Source organism: Dactylosporangium sp. CS-047395, assembly GCF_050942185.1.
Lineage (GTDB): Bacteria > Actinomycetota > Actinomycetes > Mycobacteriales > Micromonosporaceae > Dactylosporangium.
The window spans coordinates 7,569,826-7,584,091 of sequence record NZ_CP192015.1 but is presented as its reverse complement, the minus strand read 5'-3'; the positions used below and the strand labels follow the sequence as shown (position 1 = coordinate 7,584,091).

At 71.4% G+C, this 14,266-nt stretch carries 14 protein-coding genes and 2 pseudogenes; 14 read left to right on the top strand and 2 right to left on the bottom strand.

Annotated elements, in window-relative coordinates:
* Nucleotides 1-115: 115 nt before the first annotated feature.
* The 8 genes and pseudogenes from ACQP00_RS35725 to ACQP00_RS35690 all read left to right on the top strand — a co-directional run bounded on the left by ACQP00_RS35725 (nucleotide 116) and on the right by ACQP00_RS35690 (nucleotide 6,964).
* Nucleotides 116-1,132: a LacI family DNA-binding transcriptional regulator gene (locus tag ACQP00_RS35725; RefSeq protein ID WP_433204317.1), complete on the top strand. Its 1,017-nt coding sequence runs from the start codon at nucleotides 116-118 to the stop codon at nucleotides 1,130-1,132.
* Nucleotides 1,133-1,134: 2 nt separating this feature from the next.
* The gene (locus ACQP00_RS35720; protein ID WP_433204314.1) at nucleotides 1,135-3,459 is read left to right on the top strand and encodes a beta-glucosidase family protein; all 2,325 of its coding nucleotides are present in this window, start codon (nucleotides 1,135-1,137) and stop codon (nucleotides 3,457-3,459) included.
* A gap of 67 nt (nucleotides 3,460-3,526) precedes the next feature.
* On the top strand, nucleotides 3,527-4,408 hold the full coding sequence (locus ACQP00_RS35715) for a class II glutamine amidotransferase (RefSeq protein WP_433204312.1): 882 nt from the start codon (nucleotides 3,527-3,529) through the stop codon (nucleotides 4,406-4,408).
* Nucleotides 4,409-4,461: 53 nt separating this feature from the next.
* Complete coding sequence (locus ACQP00_RS35710; RefSeq protein WP_433204309.1) at nucleotides 4,462-5,274, top strand: oxidoreductase; 813 nt, start codon at nucleotides 4,462-4,464, stop codon at nucleotides 5,272-5,274.
* Between the two features lie 10 nt (nucleotides 5,275-5,284).
* Complete coding sequence (locus ACQP00_RS35705) at nucleotides 5,285-6,265, top strand: AraC family transcriptional regulator ligand-binding domain-containing protein (RefSeq protein WP_433204306.1); 981 nt, start codon at nucleotides 5,285-5,287, stop codon at nucleotides 6,263-6,265.
* A 48-nt stretch (nucleotides 6,266-6,313) separates the two neighbouring features.
* Nucleotides 6,314-6,414 (top strand): annotated as a pseudogene (locus ACQP00_RS35700) (transposase); the annotation flags it as partial.
* Complete coding sequence (locus ACQP00_RS35695) at nucleotides 6,369-6,617, top strand: hypothetical protein (RefSeq protein ID WP_433224370.1); 249 nt, start codon at nucleotides 6,369-6,371, stop codon at nucleotides 6,615-6,617. The pseudogene ACQP00_RS35700 and the gene ACQP00_RS35695, both read left to right, overlap by 46 nt.
* On the top strand, nucleotides 6,545-6,964 hold the full coding sequence (locus ACQP00_RS35690) for a hypothetical protein (RefSeq protein ID WP_433204303.1): 420 nt from the start codon (nucleotides 6,545-6,547) through the stop codon (nucleotides 6,962-6,964). Before ACQP00_RS35695 ends, ACQP00_RS35690 begins: the two co-directional genes overlap by 73 nt.
* 218 nt (nucleotides 6,965-7,182) lie before the next feature.
* On the opposite strand, the gene ACQP00_RS35685 is transcribed toward ACQP00_RS35690, so the two are convergent.
* On the bottom strand, nucleotides 7,183-7,401 hold the full coding sequence (locus ACQP00_RS35685; RefSeq protein ID WP_433204300.1) for a hypothetical protein: 219 nt from the start codon (nucleotides 7,399-7,401) through the stop codon (nucleotides 7,183-7,185).
* A 25-nt stretch (nucleotides 7,402-7,426) separates the two neighbouring features.
* Here ACQP00_RS35685 and ACQP00_RS35680 point away from each other — a divergent pair.
* Nucleotides 7,427-7,567, top strand: a pseudogene (locus ACQP00_RS35680) (IS5/IS1182 family transposase); the annotation flags it as partial.
* Nucleotides 7,568-7,581: 14 nt separating this feature from the next.
* Here ACQP00_RS35680 and ACQP00_RS35675 read toward each other — a convergent pair.
* Nucleotides 7,582-8,556, bottom strand: coding sequence for a twin-arginine translocation signal domain-containing protein (locus tag ACQP00_RS35675; protein WP_433204297.1), 975 nt, complete (start codon nucleotides 8,554-8,556; stop codon nucleotides 7,582-7,584).
* 148 nt (nucleotides 8,557-8,704) lie between these two features.
* Between ACQP00_RS35675 and ACQP00_RS35670 the strand changes: the two genes are divergently transcribed.
* The 5 genes from ACQP00_RS35670 to ACQP00_RS35650 are packed head-to-tail and all read left to right on the top strand — an operon-like array spanning nucleotide 8,705 to nucleotide 14,264.
* Nucleotides 8,705-9,715, top strand: coding sequence for a LacI family DNA-binding transcriptional regulator (locus ACQP00_RS35670; RefSeq protein WP_433204294.1), 1,011 nt, complete (start codon nucleotides 8,705-8,707; stop codon nucleotides 9,713-9,715).
* A complete protein-coding gene (locus ACQP00_RS35665) occupies nucleotides 9,712-11,307 on the top strand; it encodes an FAD-dependent oxidoreductase (RefSeq protein ID WP_433204291.1) in 1,596 nt (531 codons plus the stop codon). Before ACQP00_RS35670 ends, ACQP00_RS35665 begins: the two co-directional genes overlap by 4 nt.
* A gap of 11 nt (nucleotides 11,308-11,318) precedes the next feature.
* Nucleotides 11,319-12,578, top strand: a complete 1,260-nt coding sequence (locus ACQP00_RS35660; protein WP_433204288.1) for an ABC transporter substrate-binding protein — start codon at nucleotides 11,319-11,321, stop codon at nucleotides 12,576-12,578.
* Complete coding sequence (locus ACQP00_RS35655) at nucleotides 12,575-13,444, top strand: carbohydrate ABC transporter permease (RefSeq protein WP_433204285.1); 870 nt, start codon at nucleotides 12,575-12,577, stop codon at nucleotides 13,442-13,444. Before ACQP00_RS35660 ends, ACQP00_RS35655 begins: the two co-directional genes overlap by 4 nt.
* Nucleotides 13,434-14,264 carry a carbohydrate ABC transporter permease gene (locus ACQP00_RS35650; protein ID WP_433204282.1) on the top strand — a complete coding sequence of 277 codons (831 nt, stop codon included), beginning with the start codon at nucleotides 13,434-13,436 and terminating at the stop codon, nucleotides 14,262-14,264. The genes ACQP00_RS35655 and ACQP00_RS35650 overlap by 11 nt, the downstream gene beginning before the upstream one ends.
* Nucleotides 14,265-14,266: the final 2 nt, after the last annotated feature.

Here is a 14,266-nt window from a genome sequence, read left to right as displayed (position 1 = left end):
ACGGGGGCAGGGGCGAGCTTCAGGGGCTCGGCCCTCGATGGACACGGAGTCTGCGCCTTTGTTACGAGCGTTGTCAATCGTTGTCGATAACGTTATCGGACGTTATTGTGCCCTCGTGAAGCCCAGTTCCCGAGTCACGATCCGAGACGTCGCGGCCACCGCCGGCGTGTCGGTCGCGACGGTGTCCAAGGTCCTCAACGCCCGCTACGGCGTGTCCGCGGCGACGAGCGCGCACGTCCAGGCGGTCATCCGCGAGCTGGGCTACGAGGCGAGCCTGGTCGCGCAGAGCCTGCGCAACCACAAGACCAACGTGATCGGCATCCTGGTCGCCGACCTCGAGCCGTTCTCCACGGAGCTGCTCAAGGGCGCCGCCAAGGCCATCAAGGGCACCGGGTACGAGCTGGTCGTCTACTCGGCCGGCGGGCGCACCTCGGACCACGCCGGCTGGGAGCAGCGCTACCTGTCCCGGCTGTCCGGCACGCTCGTCGACGGCGCGGTGCTCGTCACCCCGACCGTCGTGGACGTCGAGTTCGGCCACTCGGTGGTCGCCGTCGACCCGCACGCCGGGCCGACCGGACTGCCCACAGTGGACTCCGACAACCTCGCCGGGGCCCGGATGGCCGTGCGCCACCTGCTGGAGCTGGGCCACCGGCGGATCGCCCTCATCGGCGGCCGGTCCGACCTCGAGTCGGCCAAGCTGCGCGAGCAGGGCTACCGCGAGGAGCTGGCCGAGGCGGGCATCGCGGCCGACCCCGAGCTCATCCAGCCCGGTAACTACGACGCCGACGAGTCCGCGGCCGCCGCCCGGCGCCTGCTCGACCGGCCCGACCGCCCGACCGCCCTGTTCGCCGCGAACGACACCTCGGCCATCGCGGCCATCGAGGTCGCCCTCGCGCGGGGGCTGCGGGTGCCCGAGGACCTCTCGGTCGTCGGCTTCGACAACGTCCCCGAGGCGGCCCTCGCCTCGCCCTCACTGACCACGGTGGAGCAGCCCATCCACGAGATGGGGCACCGGGCGATCGACCTGCTCATCCAGTTGATGAACGGCGAGCCGGTGGAGAACTCCCATGTCCGGCTGGCCACGCGCCTCGTGGTGCGCCAGTCGACTGCTGTCTTGGAAACGGAGCGTTGAGCGTGACAGAAGCGTGGCGGGACGCCACCCAGCCGGTCGCCGAGCGGGTGGCGGACCTCATGGCGAGAATGTCGCTGCGCGAGAAGGTGGCGCAGATGTACGGGGCCTGGCTCGACGTCGCCGATGCGGCCGACGGTGATCTGCCGCAGGTCGCCCCGCACCAGAACGACCAGGCCCCCGACCCGATCGACTGGCCCGAGCTGGTCCGGCACGGGCTCGGCCAGGTCACCCGGCTCTACGGGTCGGCCCCGATCGAGCCGCTGGCCGGCGCCCGCCGGGTGGCCGACCTGCAGCGGCAGATCGTCGCCGGCGGCCGGTTCGGCATCCCGGCGATCGTGCACGAGGAGTGCCTCACCGGCCTGGCCGCCTGGCAGGCGCCGATCTTCCCGATCCCGCTGTCCTGGGGCGCGAGCTTCGACCCGCGGCTCGTCGAGCGGATGGCCGCGCACATCGGGGCGACCATGGCCCGGCTCGGCGTGCACCAGGGCCTGGCCCCGGTCCTCGACGTCGTGCGCGACCTGCGCTGGGGCCGCGTCGAGGAGACCATCGGCGAGGACCCGCACCTGGTCGGCACGATCGGCGCCGCCTACGTGCGCGGCCTGCAGTCGGCCGGCGTGGTGGCGACCCTCAAGCACTTCCTCGGGTACTCCGCGTCCCGGGCCGGGCGCAACCTCGCCCCGGTCTCGATCGGCCCGCGCGAGGTCGCCGACGTGCTGCTGCCGCCGTTCGAGATGGCGCTGCGGGCCGGGGCGCGCTCGGTGATGAACAACTACTCCGACATCGACGGGGTGCCGGTGGCCGCCGACCCGACGCTGCTCACCGAGCTGCTGCGGGATCGTCTGGGCTTCGACGGTACCGTCGTGTCGGACTACTTCGCGATCGCGTTCCTCGAGTCGCTGCACGGCGTCGCGGCCGACCGGGCCGAGGCGGCGGCGCACGCGCTGCGGGCCGGCATCGACGTCGAGCTGCCCGGCGTGAACTGCTACGGCGGCCCCCTGCTCAAGGCCCTCGAGGCGGGCGACGTCGACGAGGCGCTGATCGACCGCGCGGTGGCCCGCATCCTGCGCCAGAAGTGCGAGCTCGGCCTGCTCGACCCGGGCTTCGCCACCGATCCCGCCTACCTCGCCGCACCGTCCCCATTGGACGACGCCGAGGCCCGCGACATCGCCCGACGCCTCGCCGAGCGCTCGATCGTGCTGCTGCGCAACGAGCTGCTGCCTGACGGTGCCGCGCTGCCGCTGCGCCCCGGCACCCGGCTGGCCGTCGTCGGGCCCGGCGCGAGCCGGCCCGACGCGCTGTTCGGCTGCTACTCGTTCCCGCGCCACGTCGGCGTGCACCACGAGGGGCTCCCGCTCGGCGTCGACACACCGTCCATCGTGGACGCGCTCGGGGCGCGGTTCGAGGTCTCGTACGCCCAGGGCTGCCCCTTCCTCGGCGGCTCCGACGAGGACATCGCGGCCGCGGCCGCCACCGCCGCCCAGGCCGACGTGTGCGTCGCGGTGCTGGGCGACCTGGCCGGGCTGTTCGGCACCGGCACCTCGGGGGAGGGCTGCGACGCCCGCGACCTGCGGCTGCCCGGCCGCCAGGAGGAGCTGCTGGAGGCGTTGCTGGCCACCGGTACCCCCGTGGTGCTCGTGGTCCTGGCCGGCCGCCCCTACGAGCTGGCCCGCCAGGTCGACCGGCTCGCCGCCGCGGTGTGCACGTTCTTCCCGGGCGAGGAGGGCGCGGCCGCCCTGGCCGGCGTGCTGAGCGGCCGGGTCAACCCGTCGGGCCGGCTCCCGGTCGGCTTCCCGGGCGAGGGCTCGTCCCAGCCGAGCACCTACCTGGCCGCCCCGCTCGGCCGGCGCAGCGAGGTGTCCACCGTGGACCCGAGCGCGCTGTTCCCGTTCGGCCACGGCCTGAGCTACGCCGACGCCGACTGGGGCGCCGTGTCGCTGCACTCGCCGGACGGGTGGGCCACGGACGGGGAGATCGAGCTGACGGTACCGCTGCGCAACGACACGGACCGCGAGGTCTCCACGGTCGTGCAGGTCTACGCGCACGACCCGGTGGCCCAGGTCGCCCGCCCGGTCCGCCAGCTGCTCGCCGCCCCGCGGGTCGACCTGGCGCCGGGGGAGTCGCGCACGCTGATCGTCACGCTGCACGCGGACCTGCTGTCCTACACCGGCCGCGACGGCCGCCGCCTCGTCGAGCCCGGCGACGTGGAACTGCTCGTGGCCCGCTCCAGCACCGACGTGCACACGGCGCTGCCGGTCCCGGTGGTCGGCGCTCCCCGGACCGTCGGCGCGGCTCGCCGGCTCCACCCGACGTTCACGCTGCTGCCCTGATCACTCATGCTTCCCGGGTGATTGGGGCAGCCCCCCGACGTCCGAGGATCGGGTGAGGAGGTGCGTGATGTGCCGATGGCTGGCGTACTCGGGCACGCCGATTCTGCTCGAGGAGCTGCTGTACAAGCCCGAGCACTCGCTGATCGACCAGAGCATGCACGCCCGCCTCGGCGTCGGCACCACGAACGGCGACGGGTTCGGCGTGGGCTGGTACACCCCTGACGGCCCCGCCGAGCCCACGCTGTTCCGCGGCACCGGCCCGGCGTGGGGCGACGACAACCTGCGGGAGCTGGCCCATTCCGTGCGCTCGGGCCTGTTCCTGGCGCACATCCGGGCCAGCACCGGCACGCCGGTGCAGCAGACCAACTGCCACCCGTTCCGCCACGGCCGCTGGCTGTGGCTGCACAACGGCCGCATCCGCGGCTTCCCGACCCTCAAGCGCACACTGATGCTGGCCGTCGACCCGGAGCTGTTCCCCGAGATCGGCGGCTCGACCGACTCGGAGCTGATGTTCTACCTGGCCCTGACGTTCGGCCTGGAACGCGACCCGGTCGGCGCGGTCGAGCGGATGGTCGGCTGGGTCGAGGAGGTCGGCCGCCGCTACGGCATCGACCACGCCATGCAGATGACCGTCGCGACCTCGGACGGGCGGCGGCTGTGGTCGTTCCGCTACTCCAGCGAGCGCAACAGCCGGTCGCTGTACTGCAGCACCGCCGTCGAGACCCTGCGCACCATGTACCCGGAGAACCCGGTCCTGCAGCGCGTCACCGAGGGCACCCGCATCGTCGTCTCGGAGCCCCTGGGCGGGCTGGTCGGCGCCTGGCAGCCGATCGCCGAGTCCAGCTACGAGCTCGTCACCCCGGGCATGGACGTGGTGGGCCGCTTCAACCCGCAGACCGCCCAGGCCGGCCTCCCCGCCCCTGACACCGTTGGCGCGAATGGCGGGTGAGATGGCGCGTTCCGCTAGTGAGCGGTGCCCCGCAGCTCCCTACCGTCGAGGGCATGCGATCGACTGTGCTGGTGACCGGGGCCTCCTCGGGGATGGGCAAGGCCGCGGCCGAGAAGCTGCTGGATGAGGGCTACACCGTCTACGCGGTGGCCCGGCGGGTCGAGCGGATGCGTGACCTGGCCGAACGCGGCGCCATCACGGTGGCCGTCGACGTCACGAGCGATAAGGACCTCGTCGCGCTCGTGGAGCGGATCACCGAGGAGCGCGGCGGGGTCGACGTGCTCGTCAACAACGCCGGGTTCGGGCTGTACGGGGCGGTCGAGGACATCACCCTCGACGAGGCGCGCTACCAGTTCGAGGTCAACCTGTTCGCCCTGGCCCGGCTCACCCAGCTCGTCCTGCCCGGGATGCGGGAGCGCAAGGCCGGGAAGATCGTGAACATGTCGTCGATGGGCGGGAAGATCTATACCCCGCTCGGGGCTTGGTACCACGCCACCAAGCACGCGGTCGAAGGGTGGTCGGACTGCCTGCGGCTGGAGGTCGGGCCGCTCGGGATCGACGTGATCGTGATCGAGCCGGGGCTGATCGACACCGAGTTCGGCGCGGCGCTCATGGGGCCCCTGCTCGAGCGCTCCGCGGGCGGGCCGTACGCGACGATGGCCCGCAAGGTGGCCGACGGCACGAAGACCATGTACGCCGGCGGGGCCACGCCGCCGTCGGTGATCGCCGGCGTCATCGCGGGTGCCATCAGCGCACGCCGGCCGCGGACGCGCTATGCCGCCGGGAAGTACGCGAAGATGCTGATGTCCATGCGGAGGTGGCTCGGCGACCGGCTGTACGACCGGTCGATCATGGCCCGGTTGTAGGCGAGGTGGGATGGACCGTTTCACCGTCGGTCCTTCGGGACGGGTCCTGCTGGCCGACCTCGGCGTGGACCTCGCCGAGGTGCTGCGGCGGGCCGCGCTGCCGGTCGCGGTCTACGCCCACGGGACGGCCGAGCTGACCACCGCCGAGTACTACCGCTTCTGGCGCACCCTCGACGAGGTGGTCGGCGACCCGCTGCTGCCGATCCGGATCGGCGAGGCGTTCCGCGCGGAGGTGTTCGACCCGCCGCTGTTCTCGGCGTTCTGCAGCCCCAACCTCGCGGTGGCCGCGACCCGGGTGGCAACCTACAAGAAGCTGATCGGGCCGCTGCGCTTCGAGGTCGACGCGGGCGGCGGCACCCTGCGGCTGGCGATGCACTGGCCCGACGCCGCAGCGGCGCCGGCCGCGCTGGTGCTCATGGAGCTGATCTTCTGGGTCGCGCTGGCCCGGATCGCCACCCGCACGGAGATCCGGCCGGTGCGGTTCGCCGCTCCGGTGCACGTACCGTCGAAAACGGCTTATCGGGAGTATCTGGGCACGCCCGTCGAACACGCCGAGGTCCCCGCGGTCACATTCGCGCAGTCCGACGCCGAGCGGCCGTTCCTGACCGCCAACGACCGGATGTGGGAGTACTTCGAGCCCGCCCTCCGCCGACGGCTCGCCGAGTCCGAGACCCCGCCGTCGACGACCCAACTGGTCCAGCAGGCGCTGCTGCGGCTGCTGCCCGCGGGGGCGGCGACGGTCGACGCCGTCGCCGCCGAGCTCGCGGTCAGCAGCCGCACCCTGCAGCGCCGCCTGCGCCTGGAGGACGGCAGTTTCCAGGCCGTCCTCCGGACCACCCGCGAGGCGCTGGCCAGGCACTACCTGTCCACGTCGCGGATGAGCGCGGGGGAGATCTCCTACCTGCTCGGGTACGACGACATCAACTCGTTCTACCGGGCCTTCCACGCCTGGACCGGTCACTCCCCGGAGCAGCTGCGGGCCCGGGCCTAGATCTGAAACTGCCGGACGTTGTTGACACTTCGGGTCTCTGATCGGAGGTGGCGGGATCTGCCGGACGGTATGGGCCGTGGAAGACGTGTCATGAGCGGTTGCGGTGGACCGCAGACGGAACCTGGGATCGGATGCGCGGGCCGGTGCAGCGGACGGCCGCAACCTCGACCGCGACTGGCATCAGCTGGCCGCGGCCGACCCGGTCGTCCGCCGGCCCGCGCTCATGATCTACGGCGATCGCGACGCGATCCTGCGGTCCGAGCGGCTGGCCGAGTTCGTGTGGGTGCACACGAGTACCTGCAGTGGCTCGTCGACCTCGGCGCGGTCGGCCTGCTGGGTCTGCTCGCCCTGATCGCCGCGCTCGTCGTGCTGATGCGGCGTGGCGATGTCGGCAATCCGCTGTGGGCCGGTGCGGTGGCCGCCATCGCCGCGCTCGCCGTGCACAGCGCCTTTGACTTCCTGTGGGAGCTGGCGGTCGTACCGCTGCTCGTCGGTGCGCTCACCGGCATGGCCGCCCAGCCCCGCAGCGAAGAACCGGCAACATCCATCACGCAGAAGGTCAAGGTCCCGGTGACCGTCAACGGCGGCGGCGCCCCCTTCAAGAAGGGCGACGCCTACGCCGTCGGCAACGCCAACATCTACGGCTTCGACTACATCCAGCTGTCCACCGGCCGAGTCATCGTCAACGTCGAGAGCTGACCGACGCCGAGGGTCCGGTATGCCGAGCGCTCCCGTCATACCGGACCACCCGGCCCCCACCCCACCGAACTGCACCACGCGAGCGACGGGGCCGAGGCACGCCGCACGACGCGGGCAACACCCACAGCACGCGCGGCACACGCACGGCACGCACGGCACGCACGGCAAGCGCGCACCACGCACGGCACGCACGGCACGCAGGGCAGGCACGGCCGGGTTCAGCCGTAGCGTTCGCCAAGCGCGCGGCCGATCGCGGCCAAGTGGGCCTGCACGCCGGGAGGACCGGTGACCTCGACCCATTCGACCGGCCCGGCAAGCTCGCCGGCGCGGGCGTCCTCGTTGTGGCCGCGGATTACGACCTCGGTGCGACCGTCGGCCGTGGTGCCGCCGATGTCGAGCCGGTCGCCGGCGATGAGGAAACAGGGCGCGGGCCTCATCCGCGGTCAGCCCGGTCAGGCCGGAATGCTCATCGCGGACAACGGCTAAGCCCACGACCCGACCCGGTGGGCCCGGCGGCAGCGGCGCGTCCGGCACGCCATCCCGGAACGGTCCGGCCAGATCGCCCGCCGCGTTGCCAACGGCCGCCGCGGCGGACGACCGCCGAACAACGCTGCCGCCTAGACGGCCCGGGCCACCGCGATCGTGGCCGAGAGCCGCTGGCCGGCCTCGTAGAACATGTACTCCACGCCGCCGTCGGTGCCGAAGGACGGAGCCGCCGCGCGGCCGTTGTCCGGGGCGCCCGACAGGGCGGGGTGGAAGACGCCGAGGTGGACCTCGCGGTCGAAGGCGTTGCCGACCTCGGTGATGAACTGGTTGCCGCCGTTGCCGTGGTAGACGACGTAGGCCGTCCCGTTGCGCTTGAGCAGGTGCGCGCCCGAGATGTCGGTCTGGCCGTCCGGGCCGGGGTAGACGAGCGGGGTCGGGTCGAAGCTCCAGCTCTTCGCGTCGGAGGACCAGCCCCAGAAGATTTTTCTGGTACCGCCGGTGACCCCCATGAACAGCATGACGTACTTGTTGCCCAGGCCGGTGACGGTGTGCTCGAAGACCCGGGCGTAGGAGGTCTCCGTGGTGCCGGGGACCATCGCGGTGGACAGCACGACGCCGAAGTACGTGTAGTGCACGCCGTCGGTCGACCAGGCCATCCGGGTGGTGTTGTTCTCGCCGTGGAAGTAGCAGTAGAACTTGCTGTTCGAGGCGCTCCAGATCACGTGCGGTGACGAGACGTGGCTGACCGAGTAGTGCCCCGACCACACGTTGCTGATGATCGGGTTGGCCGCGTACTCGGTGAACGGGCCGCCCAGCGAGTTGCCGTAGGCCAGGCAGATCCCGCCCGGCTTCTCGTGCGGGGCGTAGTACAGGTAGTAGCGGCCCAGGCCGCCGCTGATCTTGTCGTAGACGCCCCGGATGCAGGGGAAAATCAGCTCGCCGGTGGGGTTGTAGCGCAGGGCCGACTTGTTGAACGGCACTCCGAGGTAGCGGTAGTCGGGGAACCCGGCCGGCGCGGCGGACGCGGCCGAGGGCAGCTGCAGTGCGCCGATGGCGGTGGCGCCACCGGCCAGGGCTGCTCCTTTGAGCAGTTGGCGGCGATTCATGGATGGCAGTGTGTGACTGCCGCCGAACCCCGGTCAAGGTGCTAATACGAATTATCAGCGGCAAACAGGGACTTGACGAATCGCCGCCGATGGGGTCAGGATCTCCTCCCATCGAGTGGTAATGCGCATTAGCAGGACGGATGGCAACGTGACCGGAACCCCGCGCCGCCTGACCCAGCGGGACATCGCCCGCATGACGGGGGTCAGCCAGGCGACCGTGTCGCTCGTGCTCAACGGGCGCTCGGACGGCGACGTGCGGATCGCCCCGGAGACCCGGGAGCGGGTGCTGCGCGCGATCCGCGACAGCGGCTACGTGGCCGACCCGATCGCCCGCCGGCTCGCCGCCCGGGACAACCGGATCATCGGCGTGTTCACCTACGAGCCGGTGTTCCCGGCCGGCAACAGCGACTTCTACCACCCGTTCCTGGTCGGCATCGAGGAGCGGGCCGAGGCCCTGGGCAGCGACCTGCTGCTGCTGACCAGCGCCCCGGTGATCGACGGGCGGCGGCGGATCTTCCACGAGGGCAACCGGCTGCGGCTGGCCGACGGCTGCATCCTGCTCGGTCGCTCGCTCGACCGGGAGGAGCTGGCCCGGCTGGTCGCGGACGGGTTCCCGTTCGTCTCCGTCGGCCGCCGCGACGACGCCGGCGGGCCGGTCTCCTGGGTCGGCGCCGACTACGCCGGGGCCACCGCCGACCTGGTGCACCGGGCCGCGGGGCTGGGGCACACCCGGCTGCTGTACATGGGGCAGGGCGAGGGCCCCGAGTCGCACGCCGACCGCAAGGCGGGCTTCGATCGCGGGGTGGCGGCGGCCGGCGTCACCGGCCTGCACCTGCCCGCCGACGACCTCGGCGCGGTGCTGGCCAGCGGGGCCACGGCCGTGTTCGCCGAGGAGCACAGCGACGGCGTCGCGCTGGCCCGGCTGGCCGCCGAGCGCGGGCGGGACGACCTGTCGATCGTCACCCTCGGCCAGCCCACCCGGCACGTCGCCGACCCGCTCGGCATCCGCTTCACCGGCTTCGAGATCCCGCGCCGCGAGATGGGCGCCCAGGCCCTGGAGGTGCTCACCGCGCTGATCGACGGCACCAAGACCAAGCGCCAGCGGCTCCTGCCGTGCGAGCTCATCCCCGGCACCACCCTGAAAGAAAGTGCGAAATGAGAACTGATGTCCTGGTCGTCGGCGGGGGCCTCGGAGGGGTCGCGGCCGCGCTGGCCGCGCTCCGGGCGGGGCGGCGGGTCGTGCTCACCGAGGAGTACGACTGGATCGGCGGGCAGCTCACCAGCCAGGCGGTCCCGCCCGACGAGCACACCTGGGTCGAGCGCTTCGGCGTCACGGCGAGCTACCGGGCGCTGCGCGACGGCATCCGCGACTACTACCGGCGGCACTATCCGCTGACGGCGGCCGCGCGGGCCTGGGCCGACCTCAACCCGGGGGCGGGGCACGTGAGCCGGCTCTGCCACGAGCCGCGGGTGGCGGTGGCGGTGCTGGAGGGCATGCTCATGCCGTACCGGAGCGGGGGTCGGCTTGTCGTTCTTCAGCCCTTCCGGCCGGAGGCGGCGGCCACCGACGGCGACCGGGTCACCGGCGTCACGCTGCGGCACCGGGACACGGGCGAGACCGTCGACGTCACCGCCGACTACGTGCTGGACGCGACCGAGACCGGCGAGCTGCTGCCGCTGACCGGCACCGAGTACGTCACCGGCTTCGAGTCGCAGGCCGACACCGGCGAGCCGAGCGCCCCGGCCACCGCGCAGCCCGGCAACATGCAGGCGGTCTCGGTCTGCTTCGCGGTCGACCACGTCGACGGCGACCACACCATCGACCGCCCGGCCCGCTACGACTTCTGGCGCGACTACACCCCGCCGTTCTGGGGCGGCCCGCTGCTGTCGTTCCGGGCCCCGAGCCCGCGCACGCTGGAGCCGGCCGAGCGGGTGTTCGACCCGAACCCGGGCGACGACCCGCTCGCCGTCGACGCCGACCAGCGCCGCAACCCTGGCGATCACAACCTGTGGACGTTCCGGCGGATCGCGGCCCGCGACCTGTTCGTGCCGGGCGCCTACGACAGCGACATCTGCCTGGTCAACTGGCCGATGCTGGACTACTTCGAGCACCCGGTGATCGACGTGGCCGATCCGGCCGCGCACCTGGCCGCGGCCCGCGAACAGGCCTTCTCGGTCCTGTACTGGCTGCAGACCGAGGCCCCGCGCCCGGACGGCGGCACCGGCTTCCGCGGGCTGCGGCTGCGCGGCGACGTGACCGGCGGCGCCGACGGCCTCGCCCAGGCGCCGTACATCCGCGAGTCCCGGCGCATCCTCGCCGAGTACACGGTCGTCGAGCAGGACCTGGCCCTCGCCGTGCGCGGCGACAAGGGTGCCGTGCCCTACGACGACTCGGTCGGCGTCGGGATGTACCGCATCGACCTGCACCCCTCGACCGGCGGCGACCACTACATCGACGTCGGCTGCTGCCCCTTCCAGATCCCGCTCGGCGCGCTCATTCCGCGCCGGATGGACAACCTCCTGCCCGCCGGCAAGAACATCGGCACCACCCACATCACCAACGGCGCCTACCGGCTCCACCCGGTGGAGTGGAACGCGGGCGAGGCGGCCGGCGCCCTGGCCGCGTTCTGCCTGGACCACGCGTGCACCCCGCGCGCGGTGCGCAACACCCCCGCACTGCTCTCCGCATTCCAGTCCCGCCTTGACCGCGACGGCGTCGAGCGCCAATGGCCCGACGTCGCCGGCTACTGAGGAGCCCCGTCATGAGATTCCGTGTCGCGCTAGCCGCCTTTTCCCTGCTCGCCCTGGCCGCCTGCGGTGACGGCGGCGGCAGCACCCCGGCCGCCGAGGAGACCGGCCCGGTCGAGCTGCGCATGACCGTCTGGTCGGCCAACGAGGCCCACCTGAAGCTGTTCAACGACATCGCGGCCGAGTACAAGACCGCGCACCCGAACGTGTCGGTCAAGTTCGACCCGCTGCCGTTCGAGTCGTACTCGACCACCCTGACCACCCAGATCGCCGGCGGCAACGGGCCGGACCTGGCCTGGATCCTCGAGGACTCGGCGCCGGACTTCGTCGGCTCGGGCGCGCTGGTGCCGCTGGACAAGATCGAGCAGCCGGACGACCTGGCCCCGGCGGCGACGAAGCTGTGGCAGAACGGCGGGAAGCTGTACGCGTACCCCTTCTCGACCTCGCCCTTCGGCATGTTCGTGAACACCGACCTGCTCAAGCAGGCGGGCCAGGACAACCCGGCCGACCTGGTCACCGCGGGCACGTGGACGTGGGACAAGGCGTTCGCCGAGGGCGCCGCGGTCAACGCGAAGACCGGCACCGCCGGGATCGTGGTCCGCGACTTCGACTACAAGACCTGGAGCAACCTGTCCACGGTCTGGACCGGCTGGGGCGCGCAGGCCTGGAGCGCCGACGGCAAGACCTGCGGGTTCAACGCCCCGGAGATGGTCGACGCGATGACCGCGCTGCACAAGGCGGTCTTCACCGACAAGGCGATGCCCGGCCCGGGCGTGGCGGCCGACTTCTTCACCGGCCAGTCGGCGATGACGATCACCCAGATCTCGCGGGCGTCGCTGCTCAAGGACGCCAAGTTCGGCTGGGACCTGGTGCCGCTGCCGTCCGGCCCGAAGGGCAAGTACTCGGTCGTCGGCCAGGCCGGCCTCGGGGTGCTCAAGAAGAGCAAGCACGCCGGCACGGCCGCGGACTTCCTGACGTTCTTCACCAACCCGGCCAACAGCGGCAAGCTCGCCGCGTACTTCCCGCCGGCCCGCAAGAGCCAGCTCAACGCCGACACCATGGCGAAGACCAACCCGCTGCTCAAGCCGGCCCAGCTGCAGTCGGTCGTGATCGCCGGCATCTCGAACGGCGTGGTGAAGCCCAGCCACACCGGCTCGGCCGAGATCGCCCAGAACGTCCGTGCCTCGTTGGACCCGCTGTGGAAGCCCGACGCCAACGTCAAGAGCGTGCTCGACAACGTCTGCACGGGCCTGAAGCCGCTGCTCGCCAAGTGAAACGGGAAAATCTCGCGGGCTACCTGTTCATCCTGCCCCAGCTGATCGGCACGGTCGTCTTCGTGCTGGTACCGCTGGTGCTGGTGGCCTGGTACAGCCTGCACGAGTGGAACGTCCTCGCCGACGAGTTCACCTTCGTCGGCGGGGACAACTACCGCCAGCTGGCCGACGACCCCAACCTGCCGAAGGTGCTCGCCGCCACCGGCCTGTTCTCCGCCGGCCTGCTGGTGCTCAACCTGAGCCTCGCCCTGCTGCTGGCCGTGCTGCTCAACCAGAAGCTGCGCGGCACGATCGTGTTCCGCACGCTGTTCTTCTCGCCGGTCGTGGTCTCCATGGTGGCGTGGACCATCGTGTGGGGGTTCCTGCTGCAGGACAACGGCGGCGTCAACGGCATCCTCGACAGCGTCGGGGTGCACGGCCCGAACTGGCTGCGCGGCGAGACCACGGCGATGATCTCGGTGATCGTCGTGCAGGTGGTCAAGAACGTCGGGCTGAACATGGTGCTGTTCCTGGCCGCGCTGCAGGGCGTGCCGGCCGGGCTGTACGAGGCGGCCAAGCTGGACGGGGCGAGCGCGTGGCGGTCGTTCCGGAGCATCACGGTACCGATGATCAGCCCGACGATCCTGCTCACGTCCATCATCACGGTGGTCGGCTCGCTGCAGGTCTTCGCCCAGATCGCGGTGCTCACCCAGGGCGGGCCGGGCACCTCCACCACGGTGCTCGTGTACTACCTCTACCAGCAGGCGTTCCAGTTCCACCACTTCGGCTACGGCGCCACCCTGTCGCTGGTGCTGTTCGCCATCGTCCTGATCCTGACCACCGTGCAGTGGCAGCTGCGCAAGCGATGGGTGTTCCATGAGTCGTAGAACCAAGGTCCTGCTGTACGGCCTGCTGTGCGTCCTGGCCATCCCGTTCGTGTTCCCGACCTGGTGGATGGCGACGTCCTCGATCAAGCCGGTCAACGACGTGTTCAAGTTCCCGCCGTCGCTGATCCCGACCAGGGTTGACTTCTCGGCCTACAAGCAGGTGTTCGAGGCCCAGCCGTTCGCCCAGCAGTACCTCAACAGCATGTACATCGCGATCGTGTGCACCCTCGGCACGCTCGTGGTGTCCTCGCTGGCCGGGTACGCGTTCGCCCGCATCCGCTTCCGCGGCCAGAACGCGCTGTTCCTGCTGGTGCTCACCGGCCTGCTGGTGCCCAGCGAGGTGACGATCGTGCCGCTGTTCCAGATGTTCCAGCGCTGGGGCATGATCGACACCCACTGGCCGCTCATCCTGGTGCCCATCTTCGGCGCCCCGAGCGTCCTGGCCACGTTCATCATGCGGCAGTTCTTCATCACGCTGCCGCCCGAACTCGAGGAGGCCGGGCGCATCGACGGGCTCGGCCGCTTCGGCCTCTTCCGCCGCATCGCGCTGCCCCTGGCGCGCCCGGCCCTCGGCGCGGTCTCGATCTTCACGTTCCTGCACAGCTGGAACCTGTACCTTGAACCGATCGTGTTCCTCAGCACCCCCTCGAAGTTCACCCTGCCGCAGGCGCTGACCCAGTTCGTCGACGCCTACGGCGGCCCGGCGTGGAACGTGCAGCTGTCGGCGGCGACGCTGACCGCGATCCCGGTCCTGGGCGTGTTCGTCATCGCCCAGCGCCAGTTCATCGAGGGCCTCGCCCACACCGGGCTGAAAGGCTGACG